Genomic DNA, 14,172 nt, shown 5'->3' with positions numbered 1-14,172 from the left:
GCACTTGCGTGCAGCCGGGGCTAAATTCTTAGGAAGCCAGTACCTCGTCGAGAACGCTTGCAGCCTTCTCCTCGTCGGTCTTCTCAGCCAGCGCCAGTTCTGAAATCAGAATCTGGCGGGCCTTGGCCAGCATTCGCTTCTCGCCTGCGGAAAGGCCCCGGTCGTGATCCCGGCGCCACAGGTCGCGAACAACCTCTGCCACCTTGATGACGTCACCGGAAGCAAGCTTCTCCAGATTTGCCTTGTACCTGCGTGACCAGTTGGTGGGCTCCTCGGTGAACTCGGCACGGAGCACATCGAACACGTGCTCCAGGCCTTCCTTGCCCACTACGTCCCGGACCCCAACAAGGTCAACGTTCTCTGCTGGAACTTCAATGGTCAGATCACCCTGAGCCACCTTGAGCTTGAGATACATCTTCTCTTCGCCCTTGATGGTGCGCATCTTGATTTCTTCAATCTTCGCAGCACCGTGGTGAGGGTAAACTACTGTCTCGCCGACCTCAAATACCATGTGGACATTTCCCCTTTCCCGCAGACCAGTTTATCACGATTCAGGCATATGACCGGCCGGAGAAATGGCTCCCAACCGCGAAAATACGCGGGAAAACGGCCCAATCAACCCCCTCCACCCCCTTGACGGATGCGCTGATTAGTGCATCAGGTGAGCGCTCCCATGGGGGATGTGACACCGCCGAATCCTCGTTTGCCCCTCTTTGCGGATAGGCTATGGCTGAAAAAGACTTCAAATTTCTCGAGGAGTACGTGACGTGCGTTCCACTGCGATGAACCGGGCCCAGCGCGGCAAACTGGCACTGACGGCTGCTGCCCTTGGCGCCAGCCTGCTGACCGCGGGCTGCGGTTACATCACGCCCCAGCAGACCAGCCATCAGTACTCCGCCTCGGACGGCATCCGCGCAGACCTCGGTCCGCTGCAGCTGCGGAACATCCTCATTGTCTCCACCGGCGAGAACGAACCCGGCCGCCTGATCGGTGCCGTCTACAACTCCTCCTCCAAGGACGTGAAGCTGACCGTCAACGGTGCGAAGGGCTCACAGACCGAAGTTTCGGTGAAGGCCAACGGCTACACCCTGCTGAACGAAAAGTCGGACGAGGCCATCCTGAGCACCACCGGCGGCAAGCCGGGCTCCCTGGTGGACGTCAAGATCAGCGAGAACGGCACCAACGTCAGCAGCACGGTCAAGGTTCCCGTCCTGGACGCCACCCTGCAGGAGTACAAGGACTACGTCCCCACCCCGAGCCCCTCGGCGACGCCCACGCCGTCGTCCTCTTCTTCCGCAGGTGCGGGTGCAACGTCCTCCGCCGGTGCAACCTCCAGCGCCACGGCAACGGCAACCGCCACCACCCGCTAAAGCGGGCGCTGCAAGCAGCGGACACCAAAAGGGAGGAGCCATGCGGCTCCTCCCTTTTTGCGGTATTTTGCGATGCTGCCCTACGGCTCGAACTTGTAGCCCAGGCCACGGACAGTCACCAGGTAACGGGGGGCCGAGGGATCCGGTTCGATCTTGCCGCGGAGGCGCTTCACATGCACGTCCAGGGTTTTGGTGTCGCCAACATAGTCAGAGCCCCACACGCGGTCGATCAGCTGCCCGCGCGTGAGCACCCGGCCCGAGTTGCGCAGGAGCATCTCCAGAAGCTCGAACTCCTTCAGGGGAAGCAGGACCTGCTCGCCGTCCACGCTCACCACGTGCCGTTCAATGTCCATGCGGACGGGCCCGGCCTGGACGGTGGCGGAAATCAGTTCCTCAGGTTCGCCCTGGCGCCGCAGGACAGCCCGGACACGGGCCACCAGTTCACGGGATGAGTAGGGTTTGGTGACGTAATCGTCGGCGCCGAGTTCCAGGCCCACCACTTTGTCGATTTCCGAGTCCTTGGCGGTCAGCATGATCACGGGGACGCTGGAACGCTGCCGGAGCTGGCGGCACACCTCCGTGCCGGAAAGCCCGGGCAGCTGCAGGTCCAGCAGCACCAGGTCGGCGCCGTTGCGGTCGAATTCGGTGATGGCGTCCAGCCCGTTGTCCACCACCTCTACCTCGAACCCTTCTTTGCCCAGCAAATAGGACAAGGGATCGCTGAACGACTCCTCGTCCTCAACAATCAAGATCCTGCTCAAGCGCTAGCTCCTCGTTCTGTTGCGCCGGCGGCGCGGGGTACTTGGGTCAGAGTGGCCTGTTCGGGCGCCCCGTGCGCCGGCCCCGGCGCCGGTGCCGGCGCGGAGGAAACGGACAGCCCGGCGTCGCCGTCCTGCCCTTCCATCTCGGGCAGCCGGAGGGTGAAGGTGGATCCCTGCCCAGGCTGGGACCACAGCGTCACCTCGCCGCCATGGTTCGACGCCACGTGCTTGACGATGCTCAGGCCGAGGCCCGTGCCGCCCGTCTGGCGGGAGCGGGCGGCATCCACCCGGTAGAACCGCTCGAAGACGCGTTCCTGGTCCTCCGGCGACAGCCCGTCCCCCTGGTCGGTCACGGAAATGGAGACCAAGCCGTCCCTGGACCGGACGCCGATGCCGACGCGGGTGTTCGGGGGCGAGTAGCGAATGGCGTTGTCGATGAGGTTCCGCAGCGCGGTGACCAGGAGGTCCTGGTCCCCGAACACCTTGCCTTCGGTGCGGCCGCCCACCACGATGCTGATGTTCTTGCTTTCGGCGGGCAGCTGGGACCGGTCCACGGCTTCGGCGATGACGGCGTTGATGTCCACGGGGCCGCCCTGCTGCGTTACGCTGGCGCCCTGCAGCCGGGAAAGTTCAATGATGTCCTGGACCAGGGCGGCCAGGCGCGCGGATTCCTTGTGCATGCGCTTGGCGAAGCGGCGGACAGCTTCTTCGTCGTCGGCGGAGGACTCCAGGGCCTCCGCCAGCAGGGAGATGGCACCCACCGGGGTCTTCAGTTCGTGCGACACGTTGGCCACGAAGTCGTTGCGGATCTCTTCCGTCCGGGTGATCTCGGTCCGGTCATCGGCCAGGAGAAGGATGTATTCCTCCCCCAGCATGGCGGCCCGGACCTGGACGATGATGGTGCCTTGTCCCAGCGGCCCGCGCGGAAGCTCGAGCTGTTTTTCCAGGATGACGCCGTCCCGCCGGACCCCTGACGTCATGTCCAGGAGTTCCTTGTGCACCACGGTGTGCCCGCGGACCAGGCCGTAGGCGTAGGCCGCGGGGCTGGCGCGGACCACGCCGTCGACGTCGTCCAGCACCACGAAGGCCCGTCCGACGACGGCGAGCACCTCCGCTGCGCCGGACGGCAGGGCAATCTCCCCGGCGTCGACGTCCAGCAGTTCGCGCTGCTTCTCGCTGACCCGGTAGGCAAGCACGCCGAACGTGCCAAGCGCCAGGCCGATAAGGCCGGCAACCAGACCAATGAGCATAGGATCCACAGCTCCACTTTATGCTCTTGCCTGGCGCCTCCAGCCGGCTCAAGGCACTTACGGCGAACGGTTCAACTAACGTTCACCTGTGTGGGCATAATCGTTTACCGGGCGATGACAAAGTTAGAGGTCAGAGCGCCCAACGGCGACACGATTCCTGCTGCCCCGGAGCGGCCGGCGGGAGTTCCAAGGAAAGGACGCCCTAAGTGCGTAAGGTTTTTCAGGAAGAACTCACCCAGGTTGGTGACCAGCTGGTGGAGATCTCCCGGCTGGTCAGCGAAGCGATGGACAAAGCCACCACCTCATTCCAGGTGGCGGACGTGGACCTCGCCCAGGACGTCATCGCTGCGGATGCGCGCATTGACTTCCTGCAGAACAGCCTCGATGAGCGGGCCATCGACATCCTGGCGCTGCAGGGTCCTGTCGCCAGCGACCTGCGCATGATCGTAGGTTCCCTCCGGATGAGCGCATCCCTGGAGCGGATGGGTGACCTGGCGCGGCACATCGCACAGCTGGCCCGCCTCCGGTACCCCTCCACCGTGATTCCGGCATCCATGACGGAGACCTTCAACCGGATGGCCGAGCTGGACCATGAGATCGCCGACAAGCTGACGGTCCTGCTGGAAAGCCGCGACCTCGAGGTGGCCAGGGACATCCTCAAGGCGAACACTGCCATCAACGATCTGCACTTGAGCGTCTTCAAGGCCATCGCTGCCCCCGAGTGGTCCGAGTCCCCCGCCACCACGGTGGATGTTGCCCTCGCCAGCCGCTACTTCGAGCGCTTCGCAGACCACGGTGTTTCCGTCGCTCAGAAGGTGACCTACCTGGTGACCGGCGCGTGGCAGCCGAACGCCACCGAACACAGCTAAAACAAAAGAAGCGGAATACGACGGCGGGCTGGTCACCTGAGGTGACCAGCCCGCCGTCGTACGCTTTAACGTCTTATTTCTTGCCCTGGTTGGCTACTGCCAGGATGGCCTGCTCGGCGGCCTCGGGATCGAGGTAGGTGCCGCCGGGCTTGATCGGCTGGAAGTTTTCGTCGAGGTCGTACACCAGCGGGATGCCCGTGGGGATGTTCAGGCCGGCGATAGCCTCATCGCTGATGCCGTCCAGGTGCTTGACCAGCGCGCGGAGCGAGTTGCCGTGCGCGGTGACCAGGACGGTCTTGCCGGCCTTGAGGTCTTCCTTGATGTCCGATTCCCAGTAGGGCAGGAGCCGCACCAGGACGTCCTTCAGGCACTCGGTGCGCGGGAGGGCGTCGCCCAGGCCCGCGTAGCGGGGGTCGTGGGCCTGGCTGAATTCGCTGTTGTCGTCCAGGGGCGGCGGCGGGGTGTCGTAGGAGCGGCGCCACTCCATGAACTGTTCTTCACCGTATTCGGCCAGGGTCTGGGCCTTGTCCTTGCCCTGCAGCGCACCGTAGTGGCGTTCGTTCAGGCGCCAGTCGCGCTTGACCGGAATCCAGCCGCGGTCCGCCTTGTCCAGGGCGATGTTTGCGGTGTTGATGGCCCGCTTCAGCAGGGACGTGTAGAGCACATCCGGGAGGATGTCGTTTTCCACCAGCAGCTCGCCGCCACGCGCTGCTTCCGCGCGGCCCTGGTCGTTCAGGTCAACGTCCACCCAGCCGGTGAACAGGTTCTTGGCGTTCCATTCGCTGTGGCCGTGGCGCAGCAGAATCAGCTTGTAAGTCATGATTTTCATCCTAGCCGAGCAGTGTTGCCGCCCGCCCAGCGTTACACGGCTCCTGCCGGGGCCTGGGGGGTACCGGCAGGAGGCCCGGTGGTCACGGCAGGACACCGGCCCGGAGGCAAGGGATAGGGTTGGGCAGTGGTTCAAAAGGCTGAACGGGTGAACGCCCCGCAACTTTCCGGGAAGACGTCCCCCGCCAGGCAGGGCCGGCCGGTTGGCAACGTGACCCGCGGCACCACCAACCCCAACCGGATGCGCCGGGTGGACCGTTGGCTGACGGGACCCCAGGCCTGGCGGCTCCGGTCCGCGGCGGACTCGCTGGTGGTTGACCTTGGCTATGGCGCGACGCCGGCCACCGCCGTCGAACTTTACGAAAGGCTCGCCGCCGTCCGGCCGGACGTGCGGGTCTGCGGGATTGAAATTGACCCCGGGCGCGTGCGGGCGGCCCTTCCGTTGCAGCGTCCCGGGCTGACCTTCCAGGTGGGCGGCTTTGAACTGCCCGTTCCCGGCCGCCCCGTCCTGGTCCGTGCGTTCAACGTCCTGCGGCAGTATGAGGAAGCCGACGTCCAGGGCATCTGGCGGCTGGTGCAGGACCGGCTCTCCCCCGGAGGTTTGTTCGTGGACGGCACCTGCGACGAAATCGGACGCCGCGTCACCTGGGTGGCGCTGGACCGGGACCGGCCGCTGTCCCTAAGCATCTCGGTCCGTTTCGGCAGCTTCGAGCTGCCGTCGGAAGTGGCCGAACGGCTTCCCAAAGCCCTCATCCACCGGAACATCCCCGGTGAACCGGTTCATGCCTTCATGCAGGCGATGGACAGGGCATGGCTTGAGAGCGCACCGCTGGCCTCATTCGGCAACAGGCAGCGCTGGGTTGGCATGTGCCGCAGCCTGCGCGGGGCCGGGTGGCCGGTCCAGGACGGGCCCGCCAGATGGCGCCTTGGAGAGCTGACGGTGGACTGGGAGGCGGTGGCCCCCCAGGTTTAGGCCCTGCCGGGGTGGATCACCAGGGACCGTAAGGGCCCATGTTGCGGCTGCCGCCGCGGCCTGCGTCCTTCACGGCGGGACGGACATCGGCCAGGTAGACGGAGGCGGCGACAACCGCGGCCAGTCCGAACAGGCCAAGGGTGCTGAAGAGGCCTCCTCCGGCGCCGAACAGCGAAATCACGCCAATCAGGGCCGAGCCGCCGGTGAGGGCGAGCCAGAACGTCTTGGTCCGCTTGCCGGTGGCTTCGAAGGCATTGGGCCGGTGCCGGGCACAGTCCACGAACGCCCACAGCTCAAGCCCCAGGGCCACCAGGCCGAGGATAAAGAACACTGCCTGCTCGATGTAACTGATAATTATTCGACCGTCCACAAGCCCAGCCTAGCCGTCCAGCGTGCCCAGCGCCTGCTTCAGGTCAGCCCAAAGGTCTTCGACGCTCTCCACACCCACGCTCAACCGCACCAGGTTTTCGGGCACGCTGGCGGGTTCGGCCGTATGGCGGCGCCGGCGTTCAATCAGGGACTCGACACCGCCCAGGGACGTGGCGGGCAGCCAGAGCTCCAGTGCCTGCACCAGTTTGTCTGCAGCGTCGGCACCGCTGAGGCCTGCTGCGGGCGCCACCTGCACGCAGATGATGGAACCGAACCCCTTCATTTGCGCTTTGGCGCGGGCATGGCCCGGATCGGTATCGAGGCCCGGGAACCGGATGGATTCGATGGCGGGGTGCGCGGCAAGGCGTTCCGCCAGGATCATGGCCGATTCCTGGGACCGCTCCACGCGCAGCGCGAGGGTCCGCAGGCCGCGCAGGGCCAGCCACGCCTCAAACGGACCGGCGATTGCGCCGTGGATGATGCGATGGTGCAGCAGTTCGGAGCGGATTTCCGGGTTTGAAGTCACCAATGCACCGAGGACGACGTCGGAGTGCCCGGCAAGGTACTTCGTCACCGAATGCAGGACGACGTCGGACCCCAGCAGCAGGGGCTGCTGCACCAGGGGCGTGGAGAAGGTGTTGTCCGTGACAACGATTGCGCCCGCCTCATGCGCGGCCTCCGCGACGGCGGTCATGTCCGCGATGCCGAGCATGGGGTTGGTGGGGCTCTCCAGCCACAACATGGCGGCGGCTTTCTCCGAGGGGCCCTTGGAGGCGAGGGCGTCCTTGACCGCAGCGGTATCGGCAATGTCCACGGTCCGCAGTTCGATGAAGCCTTTCTGCGCGAGTTCCGTGGCCATCACCAGGGAACCGGAGTAGCTGTGGTTGGGCATGACCAGCACGCCGCCGGCGGGGATCAGGGACAGCGCCGAGCTGACCGCCGCCAGGCCCGATGCGTAGAGCAGGCCCGGAAGCGAGGCCCCCTCAAGCTGGCCGAGCGCTTCCTCGAAGGGATCCCAGGTGGGGTTGGAGTAGCGGCCGTAGCCCCTGTCCCCGTCACCGAGCGGGCCGGTCCCGAAATAGGTGGAGGAAAGGGTGATGGGAGGATTGACCGGCTGGTCCCTTTCCCGTGGCGGACGTCCCGCTGCCACCACCACGGTTTCGGGTGAAAGGGACGCGGCCTGGTGCTCGGAAAGACTCATGGTCAAAAGCGTACTGTTCGGCCCAATCGGGCGGAAAAGCAATGTCGCTTTGTGGACGCCGGTCCATCCACCCGTCCTGCACAGGGGATATTCGGAGGCCCGGAATGTCGCCGCGCCTCGGTAGGCTTGAGAAGTGAACAAACAGAGGGCCGGCGTATTCATCGCATTCGAAGGTGGCGATGGCGCCGGCAAGTCCACCCAGGCGGCCCGGCTTGCCGCGGCACTGGAATCCCGTGGCTACACCGTGCTGCGGACCCGTGAACCCGGCGGCACCCCCGTCGGCGAAAGACTTCGCTCCCTGGTGCTGGACCACGGCAACGGCGAAATCGACGCCCACACGGAGGCCCTGATCTTTGCGGCTTCCCGCGCTGCCCACGCCACCCAGGTCATCCGCCCCGCGCTTGGCCGTGGCGACATTGTGCTGACGGACCGGTATATCGACTCCTCCGTGGCCTACCAGGGGGCCGGCCGCGATCTGGGCCAGGACGCTGTGCGTTCCCTCAATGAGTGGGCTACTTCGGGCCTCCAGCCGCACCTGACTGTCCTCCTGGATGTTGACCCGCAGCTGGGGCGCACCCGCCGCACAGCGGGCCAGGCAGCCGAGGACCGCCTGGAATCCGAAGCTGACGAGTTCCATACCCGCATCCGCGACGCTTTCCTTGAGCTGGCGGCGCGCCGCCCCGCCTCATATTTGGTCCTGCCGGCCCATTTGCCGGTCGATGACCTGGCCGCACGGATCCTCGCCCGGGTCGACACCCTGCTTGATGTTCCCTTCGCAGCAGCCCGGGATACAGCAGCGCAGGATGCTGTTCCGCAGCAGGCCGTGCCGGGCGCCACAAGAGACGGCGCTGGCTCGTGACCGTCTGGGATGACCTGCAGGGCCAGCCCGCCGTCGTCGAACAACTGCGCCAGGCCGCCAGCGGTGAAGGCCTGACACATGCCTGGCTTTTTACCGGGCCGCCGGGGTCCGGCCGCTCCAATGCGGCCAAGGCGTTCGCCGCCGCGTTGAACTGCGACCAGGGGGACGTAAGCCTGCGCGGCTGCGGACAATGCCAGGCGTGCCACACGATTTTGGGCGAAACCCATTCAGACGTGACGTTCGTGCGCACCGAAAAGGTCACCATCACCATTGACGAGGCCCGCGAACTTGTAGCGACGGCGGGGAACCGGCCGTCGTCGGGGCGTTGGCGGATCATCGTGGTGGAGGACGCTGACCGCATGGCCGAGCGGACCACCAACGTGCTGCTCAAGGCCATCGAGGAACCTACGCCACGCACCGTGTGGATGCTCTGTGCGCCATCGCCTGCAGATGTCCTGGTCACCATCCGCTCGCGCTGCCGCAGCGTTGCCTTGAGGTTGCCGCCCGCCTCGGACGTTGCCGCCCTGCTGGTCAGGCGCGACGGCGTGGACCCCGCCCTGGCGGAGCAGGCAGCCCGCACAGCGCAGAGCCATGTGGGCATTGCCCGCCGGCTGGCCAGGGATCCCGCGGCAAGGGAACGGCGCCTGGAGACGGTCCGTTTTCCGCTGGGACTGCGGGGCGTAACGGCCGCCGTCATGATGGCGGACAAGCTGGTCAAGATTGCCACGGCAGAGGCCAACAGCTCCAACGAGGAGCGGGACGCCGCGGAGAAGGCCGCCCTCCTTGCCACTTTGGGGGCGCCGGAATCCGGAACCCTGCCCCCGGCCATGCGCAGCCAGCTGAAACAGCTCGAAGACGACCAGAAACGCCGTGCCAAGCGATCCATCACGGACTCGCTGGACCGGACGCTCACCGATTTGCTGTCCTTCTACCGGGATGTACTGGTCATCCAGCTGGGGAACGCCGTGGAACTGGTCAACGTTGAATTGAGGAGTGAGCTGGAGGATTTCGCCGCCCGCAGCACTCCGGAATCCACGCTGGCCCGGATGGACGCCATCAACAAAGCCCGTGACCGCATCACCACCACCAATGTTGCCCCGCTGCTGACCATCGAGTCCATGGCGGCCAGCCTGATCCAGCCCTCCAAGGAGACCCGATGACTGCCCGCCCCCTGCCCGCACGCCACAGGTCCCTGACGGTCGCCGTCCGCGCCGCGGGTGCCTTGGTCCTGGCCATGGTCCTGGCCTCGTGCAGCCTCCTCAACGGCGGCGGCAAAAACCAGCCGGAGGCGGCCACCGCCAAGGCCGATCCTTCGATCGTGGCGTCCGCTCCTGCCGGGCTGGAAAAGTTCTACTCGCAGGAAGTGGTCTGGCAGCCCTGCGAGGGGGAATTCCAGTGTGCCAAAGTGACCGTCCCCATGGATTATGCCAATCCGGGCGGCGACACCATCCAGCTTGCTGCGCTGCGGGCGCCGAGCACGGGCAAGAAGACGGGCAGCCTCCTGGTCAACCCCGGCGGACCGGGTGCCTCCGGCTATGACTTCGTCAAGGATGCTGCCGGCACCCATTTTTCAGCTGCTGTCCGCAACGCCTATGACCTTGTCGGTTTCGATCCGCGGGGCGTAAAGCGCTCTGCCCCCGTTGCCTGCATGACAGACGCGGAACGTGACGCGTCCCGGGCCAAGATCTACGCCCTCGACACCGACGCCGGGCTGCAGGCGGCACTGGCGGACAACAAGGCCATCGCCGACCAGTGCGCGGCACAAACCGGCCCGGTCCTGGCCCACATCGACACCGTCAGCGCCGCCAGGGACCTGGACGTGCTCCGGGCCGTGGTGAACGACACCAAGCTGAACTACCTCGGATATTCCTACGGCACGTTCCTTGGGTCCACCTACGCCTCGCTGTTCCCGGACAACGTGGGCCGCATGGTCCTTGATGGCGCCCTGGACCCCTCCATCACCAATGAAGAGCTGACCAGCGGCCAGGCCCGGGCCTTCGAAAAAGCGCTCCACACCTACGTGGCCAGCTGCCAGAAACAGGGCAAGTGCCCGCTCAGCGGCGACGCCGATTCTGGCGTGCAGCAGATCCGGGACCTGATCAACTCCATCCGGGAGACGCCGCGCACCGCCAAGGACGGCCGGCTGGTCAACGCAACCACGTTTGTCAGCGGCCTGATTACCCCGCTCTACAACGACCAAAGCTGGCCCGCCCTCACCCAGGCACTTGAGGCCGCCATGTCCGGAGATGTGAGCCTCATGCTCCGGCTCGCCGACCTCGGCGCAGACCGCGCGTCCGACGGTTCCTACACCTCCAATTCGACCTTCGCCTTCAACGCCATCAACTGCCTTGACTACCCCATGGTCTCGGACGCCGCGGGCATGCGGGCCGAAGAGAAGCGGCTGGAACAGGACTCCCCCACCCTTGGCTACTTCTTTGCCTACGGCGGGACCACCTGCGCGGACTGGCCGTACAAGAACGTCCGCACACCGGCGCCGGTGGAATACAGCGGGGACTCCCCCATCGTTGTCATCGGCACCACCGGCGATCCCGCAACCCCCGTCGACTGGGCTGCATCCCTGCGCAAGCAGCTGGGGAACGCAGCGCTGCTGACCTGGAAGGGTGAGGGGCACACCGCGTACGGCCGGGCCAACAGCTGCCTCGAGGACTCCGTGGACAAATACCTGGTGAGCGGAAAGCTTCCGGCCGACAACACTGTCTGCTGACGGCCCCGGCAGCCTTGGCCTGCCCCATTTTGACCGGGGCGCGGGGACTCTATTACAGTTGACTCTTGCATGAAGCGCCCGGTTCCGCCGGGGATTTCATGCGGTGCTTCCTTAGCTCAGTCGGTAGAGCGTTTCACTCGTAATGAAAAGGTCATCAGTTCGATTCTGATAGGAAGCTCGGGATAAACCCCGGACAGCCCCTTCTTTTAGGGGTTTCCGGGGTTTTTCGCTGGTTAAGCCGAGAGATTCTCGATGGCAGGGCACACTCTGACACTCCCTTGAATGGACCTGTAACAGTGGAGTGATTCTAATCCCGGCCGCCAATTGTCCTGTCCGGGGTCGCCTCAACCTCTCGTCCGCGGGACGAATTGCGCCGAGGGAAACGAGCGCATGGCATCCGCATCGGGTGCCTGGGCGAGGGGGGACGCCGACCACTCGCTGTTCAACTGGCTGACCGCTCACCCTGAGGCGGTGCGGGGTGCGGACGACGTGGGGCTGTCGATCTACCCCGAGGAGCACCCGCTGGGGGCGGCCTTCGACCCCGTCGTGACCGAGCTCCACGCGGCGGCGGCGCACGCCACCCTGCTGGTGAGCGAGGTGGGCTGGGCGGCGGGCCCTTTCTGGTGGTACTTCGCCGAGGACGGCGCGGCGGGCACCCTGCTGGCGGAGGCCCTCCGCGGAGCTGGGCGTGACGGGGCACGCCCAGCTCGGCCGAAGCGAGGGATGCCGGAGGGGCTAGTTCCGGCACCCCCTCGCCGGTCACACGGAGCCCGACGCCACGAAGGTGTAGCCGGCGTTCTTGATCCCGCTCACGATCGTCTGCAGGTCGTTGGTGGTGCCGTCCTGCGTGTCGCTCATCAGCGAGGGGTCGAAGAAGAACGAGGCGAACCCGTCCCTCACCACCAGGTTGTTCTTGGCCGACGCGATGATGTCGGCCGGGTGCCGGGCCGGGTTGGCGTTGTACGGCTGCGGCTCGTCGTCGCCGATGTTCTCCGGCACCACCTTCGACCCGTAGAGGTCAGTCACGGCGTAGGGGAAGAACTGGCCGTTCATGTGTCTGTAGTCCGGCCCCGTCCCCGACAGTTGGCCGCCGAAGTAGAGCGTCCGGTCGTACCGCGTCTTGAACGACTTGCCCACCGTCTGGTAGTCCAGCGCGGACGCCACGTAGTGCGGCATCATCCACATCGGCGGGACGGGCAAGCCAGCCGCCTTGAACTCCTGCGCGGCGGAAGTGACCCGGTTCTGGGCCCAGCTGGCGCTGTCCACCGGCACAGGCCCGTCGAAGACCACCGTGTTGGTGCTGTCGACGTGGGCGAGGTAGAACTCGCAATCGTCGGCGCTCACCCCGTCGTAGGGGTCGTTGATGTTGCTGTACTGGTGGGTGTAGCCCTCCTCCACCAGCGAGCCGCCCTTGCCCATCGCGTACTTGATGGCGCTCACCACGGACGGCGCGTCCTTCATGTGGATCGTCTGCGGAGTGCCGTTGTTGTAGTACCCGTTGGGGTCCAGGTAGAGCGGGAACACCGCCATCGTGAACGGGACGTGGTTGGCCGACAGCACGTCCGCCGCCTTCTTGATGTCGGCCGGGTTGGTGGACGGGTTGATGTCCTCCAGCCGCACCAGCGCGCGGTGGCGCGCCGCCGTGGACGGCGCCAGCGCGTCGAAGAAGAGGTCGCTCGCCGCGAGGTAGCGGTCGTTCATCCCCTCGTAGGAGTACGGCACCTCACCGATGTAGGTGAGGTTCTTGGCCCGCGTCGCCCACGGGAAGGTGGTCCCGTCGGCGCGGACCGCCTGGGCCAGGACGGACGCCTTGCTGGTGTCCGAGACGGTCAGGTTGAGGATGCCGCCCTGGTTGTTCGTGCCGTCCCGCTGCAGCGTGGTGCCCTTGTACGCCACCCCGTTCACCGTGCTGGTGTCGATCGAGGTCCAGTTCCACCCGTAGTCGGCGGTGAAGTTGGTGTTGGCGTTGGTGAGCTGCCACACGTTGTACCCCATCCACGTCACCGGCTTGGTGGTGGCGAGGACGTCAGACAGGAAGGCGGAGGGGATGGGCTCGTCGTAGGTGCTGCCCATGTAGAACACCGCGGAGAAGTTGTTCAGCTGCCCCGCGGTGTAGCTGGTCACCGGCTCGGCCGTCACCCCGCCGAAGTGCCCCGCCAGGTTGGTGGTCTGCTCCCCGTACAGCTCCCCCAGCCACCCGTAGGTGCCCGTGCTGTCGTACAGCACCAGCGCCCCACCAGAGCCGCCCTGGCTGTACGCCATCAGCGACGCCATCGCCATCCGGGTGTTGAGGGCGGGGAGGGCCACCGAGTGCCCCGCCAAGGGGGTCGCCGAGCCGGGGGCGGCAGACGACGTCGCGCTGCCCGGGGCTGGGCCCGCCTTGTGCACCGGCTGGCGCGGCGGCCGGGGCGGGGCAGGCAGCTTCACCATGCTGGCCGTGTCGCCGCGGTGGTGGGCCTTCTGGCCCGCCGGTGGGGTGGGGGCGGCGGTGGCCGTCCCGCTGATGGCCAGCACCGTCGCCGCAGCGACCGCGGCAAGGGCCCACTGGCGCCTCCTACGTGTGAACATCTTCATTCCTCTCCATCATCCCCCGCGTCCACTTCTGAGCGAGCAGGAAGCCCTGCTCCACCACGATCGGGGCGACGTGCCGCGCGCGGCCCCGCGCCCACTCCTGCTGCCCCTCCAGGGCGTCCTTCCAGGCGAACTCCCGGAAGTGGGGGTCGAGGGCCTCGTACAGCGCCTCCGCGACCCGCTCCAGCAGCTCCGGCGTGACCAGCGCCGCCTGCTCGTCGATCGACATCTCCTCCCCCTCAGACCGTCGCCGCCGCGACCGGCTCCTGGCGCGGGCTGGGGATGGGCTGCTGCACGACGACGTTGCCGTTAAACTCCGGCATCCACTGCCCCACCCGAAGCGGTGCTCGATCGCCGCTGTCGTTCGCGCGACGGCCAGTCCGTCCCCGTAGGGAT

Annotated in this window: 14 protein-coding genes and 1 tRNA gene; 7 read left to right on the top strand and 8 right to left on the bottom strand. The window is 66.2% G+C overall.

The features are described from left to right. Positions 1-28: 28 nt before the first annotated feature. Positions 29-511, bottom strand: coding sequence for a CarD family transcriptional regulator (locus tag ACWRN3_RS15395; protein WP_011690592.1), 483 nt, complete (start codon positions 509-511; stop codon positions 29-31). 271 nt (positions 512-782) lie between these two features. Between ACWRN3_RS15395 and ACWRN3_RS15390 the strand changes: the two genes are divergently transcribed. Then, positions 783-1,370 (top strand): hypothetical protein, encoded by a 588-nt coding sequence (locus ACWRN3_RS15390; RefSeq protein WP_255175530.1) that lies wholly within the window; start codon positions 783-785, stop codon positions 1,368-1,370. 80 nt (positions 1,371-1,450) lie between these two features. Here ACWRN3_RS15390 and ACWRN3_RS15385 read toward each other — a convergent pair whose 3' ends face one another. Together ACWRN3_RS15385 and ACWRN3_RS15380 are read right to left on the bottom strand one after the other, a co-directional pair. After that, complete coding sequence (locus tag ACWRN3_RS15385) at positions 1,451-2,131, bottom strand: response regulator transcription factor (RefSeq protein WP_142119926.1); 681 nt, start codon at positions 2,129-2,131, stop codon at positions 1,451-1,453. After that, positions 2,128-3,381: a sensor histidine kinase gene (locus ACWRN3_RS15380; protein WP_324645217.1), complete on the bottom strand. Its 1,254-nt coding sequence runs from the start codon at positions 3,379-3,381 to the stop codon at positions 2,128-2,130. The genes ACWRN3_RS15385 and ACWRN3_RS15380 overlap by 4 nt, the downstream gene beginning before the upstream one ends. Positions 3,382-3,587: 206 nt before the next feature. Between ACWRN3_RS15380 and phoU the strand changes: the two genes are divergently transcribed. Beyond that, positions 3,588-4,250 carry a phosphate signaling complex protein PhoU gene (gene phoU, locus ACWRN3_RS15375; protein ID WP_476741201.1) on the top strand — a complete coding sequence of 221 codons (663 nt, stop codon included), beginning with the start codon at positions 3,588-3,590 and terminating at the stop codon, positions 4,248-4,250. A gap of 73 nt (positions 4,251-4,323) precedes the next feature. On the opposite strand, the gene ACWRN3_RS15370 is transcribed toward phoU, so the two are convergent. Next, positions 4,324-5,070, bottom strand: coding sequence for a phosphoglyceromutase (locus ACWRN3_RS15370; RefSeq protein ID WP_476741200.1), 747 nt, complete (start codon positions 5,068-5,070; stop codon positions 4,324-4,326). Positions 5,071-5,226: 156 nt separating this feature from the next. Here ACWRN3_RS15370 and ACWRN3_RS15365 point away from each other — a divergent pair, with 156 nt between their 5' ends. Then, entirely contained in the window at positions 5,227-6,051 is an 825-nt protein-coding gene (locus tag ACWRN3_RS15365; RefSeq protein WP_476741199.1) for a class I SAM-dependent methyltransferase, read from the top strand. 16 nt (positions 6,052-6,067) lie between these two features. Here the strand turns inward: ACWRN3_RS15365 and ACWRN3_RS15360 are convergent, their stop codons facing one another. Continuing rightward, complete coding sequence (locus ACWRN3_RS15360) at positions 6,068-6,421, bottom strand: DUF2516 family protein (RefSeq protein WP_159632915.1); 354 nt, start codon at positions 6,419-6,421, stop codon at positions 6,068-6,070. Between the two features lie 9 nt (positions 6,422-6,430). Beyond that, on the bottom strand, positions 6,431-7,621 hold the full coding sequence (locus ACWRN3_RS15355; protein ID WP_476741198.1) for a trans-sulfuration enzyme family protein: 1,191 nt from the start codon (positions 7,619-7,621) through the stop codon (positions 6,431-6,433). 133 nt (positions 7,622-7,754) lie between these two features. Between ACWRN3_RS15355 and tmk the strand changes: the two genes are divergently transcribed. The 4 genes from tmk to ACWRN3_RS15335 all read left to right on the top strand — a co-directional run bounded on the left by tmk (position 7,755) and on the right by ACWRN3_RS15335 (position 11,383). Beyond that, positions 7,755-8,480, top strand: coding sequence for a dTMP kinase (tmk, locus tag ACWRN3_RS15350; protein ID WP_255174457.1), 726 nt, complete (start codon positions 7,755-7,757; stop codon positions 8,478-8,480). Further along, positions 8,477-9,640 (top strand): DNA polymerase III subunit delta', encoded by a 1,164-nt coding sequence (locus ACWRN3_RS15345; RefSeq protein ID WP_476741197.1) that lies wholly within the window; start codon positions 8,477-8,479, stop codon positions 9,638-9,640. The genes tmk and ACWRN3_RS15345 overlap by 4 nt, the downstream gene beginning before the upstream one ends. Beyond that, positions 9,637-11,205: an alpha/beta hydrolase gene (locus ACWRN3_RS15340; protein WP_255174455.1), complete on the top strand. Its 1,569-nt coding sequence runs from the start codon at positions 9,637-9,639 to the stop codon at positions 11,203-11,205. The genes ACWRN3_RS15345 and ACWRN3_RS15340 overlap by 4 nt, the downstream gene beginning before the upstream one ends. Before the next feature lie 105 nt (positions 11,206-11,310). Beyond that, positions 11,311-11,383: transfer RNA gene (locus tag ACWRN3_RS15335), tRNA-Thr, on the top strand. Positions 11,384-11,964: 581 nt separating this feature from the next. Here ACWRN3_RS15335 and ACWRN3_RS15330 read toward each other — a convergent pair. Both ACWRN3_RS15330 and ACWRN3_RS15325 read right to left on the bottom strand, forming a co-directional pair. Beyond that, positions 11,965-13,779, bottom strand: coding sequence for a DUF2334 domain-containing protein (locus tag ACWRN3_RS15330; RefSeq protein ID WP_476741196.1), 1,815 nt, complete (start codon positions 13,777-13,779; stop codon positions 11,965-11,967). After that, entirely contained in the window at positions 13,760-14,005 is a 246-nt protein-coding gene (locus ACWRN3_RS15325) for a hypothetical protein (protein WP_476741208.1), read from the bottom strand. Before ACWRN3_RS15325 ends, ACWRN3_RS15330 begins: the two co-directional genes overlap by 20 nt. Positions 14,006-14,172: the final 167 nt, after the last annotated feature.

It is taken from the genome of Pseudarthrobacter sp. rb (assembly GCF_056389225.1).
This window is presented reverse-complemented; position numbering and strand designations above follow the sequence as displayed.

Excerpts from the sequence above, each read along its gene's own strand:
- ACWRN3_RS15380 (WP_324645217.1), bottom strand. The coding sequence starts at position 3,381 with ATGCTCATTGGTCTGGTTGCCGGCCTTATCGGCCTGGCGCTTGGCACG.
- ACWRN3_RS15355 (WP_476741198.1), bottom strand. The coding sequence starts at position 7,621 with ATGAGTCTTTCCGAGCACCAGGCCGCGTCCCTTTCACCCGAAACCGTG.
- ACWRN3_RS15340 (WP_255174455.1), top strand. The coding sequence starts at position 9,637 with ATGACTGCCCGCCCCCTGCCCGCACGCCACAGGTCCCTGACGGTCGCC.
- ACWRN3_RS15395 (WP_011690592.1), bottom strand. The coding sequence starts at position 511 with ATGGTATTTGAGGTCGGCGAGACAGTAGTTTACCCTCACCACGGTGCT.
- ACWRN3_RS15330 (WP_476741196.1), bottom strand. The coding sequence starts at position 13,779 with ATGAAGATGTTCACACGTAGGAGGCGCCAGTGGGCCCTTGCCGCGGTC.
- ACWRN3_RS15325 (WP_476741208.1), bottom strand. The coding sequence starts at position 14,005 with ATGTCGATCGACGAGCAGGCGGCGCTGGTCACGCCGGAGCTGCTGGAG.
- ACWRN3_RS15370 (WP_476741200.1), bottom strand. The coding sequence starts at position 5,070 with ATGACTTACAAGCTGATTCTGCTGCGCCACGGCCACAGCGAATGGAAC.
- ACWRN3_RS15390 (WP_255175530.1), top strand. The coding sequence starts at position 783 with ATGAACCGGGCCCAGCGCGGCAAACTGGCACTGACGGCTGCTGCCCTT.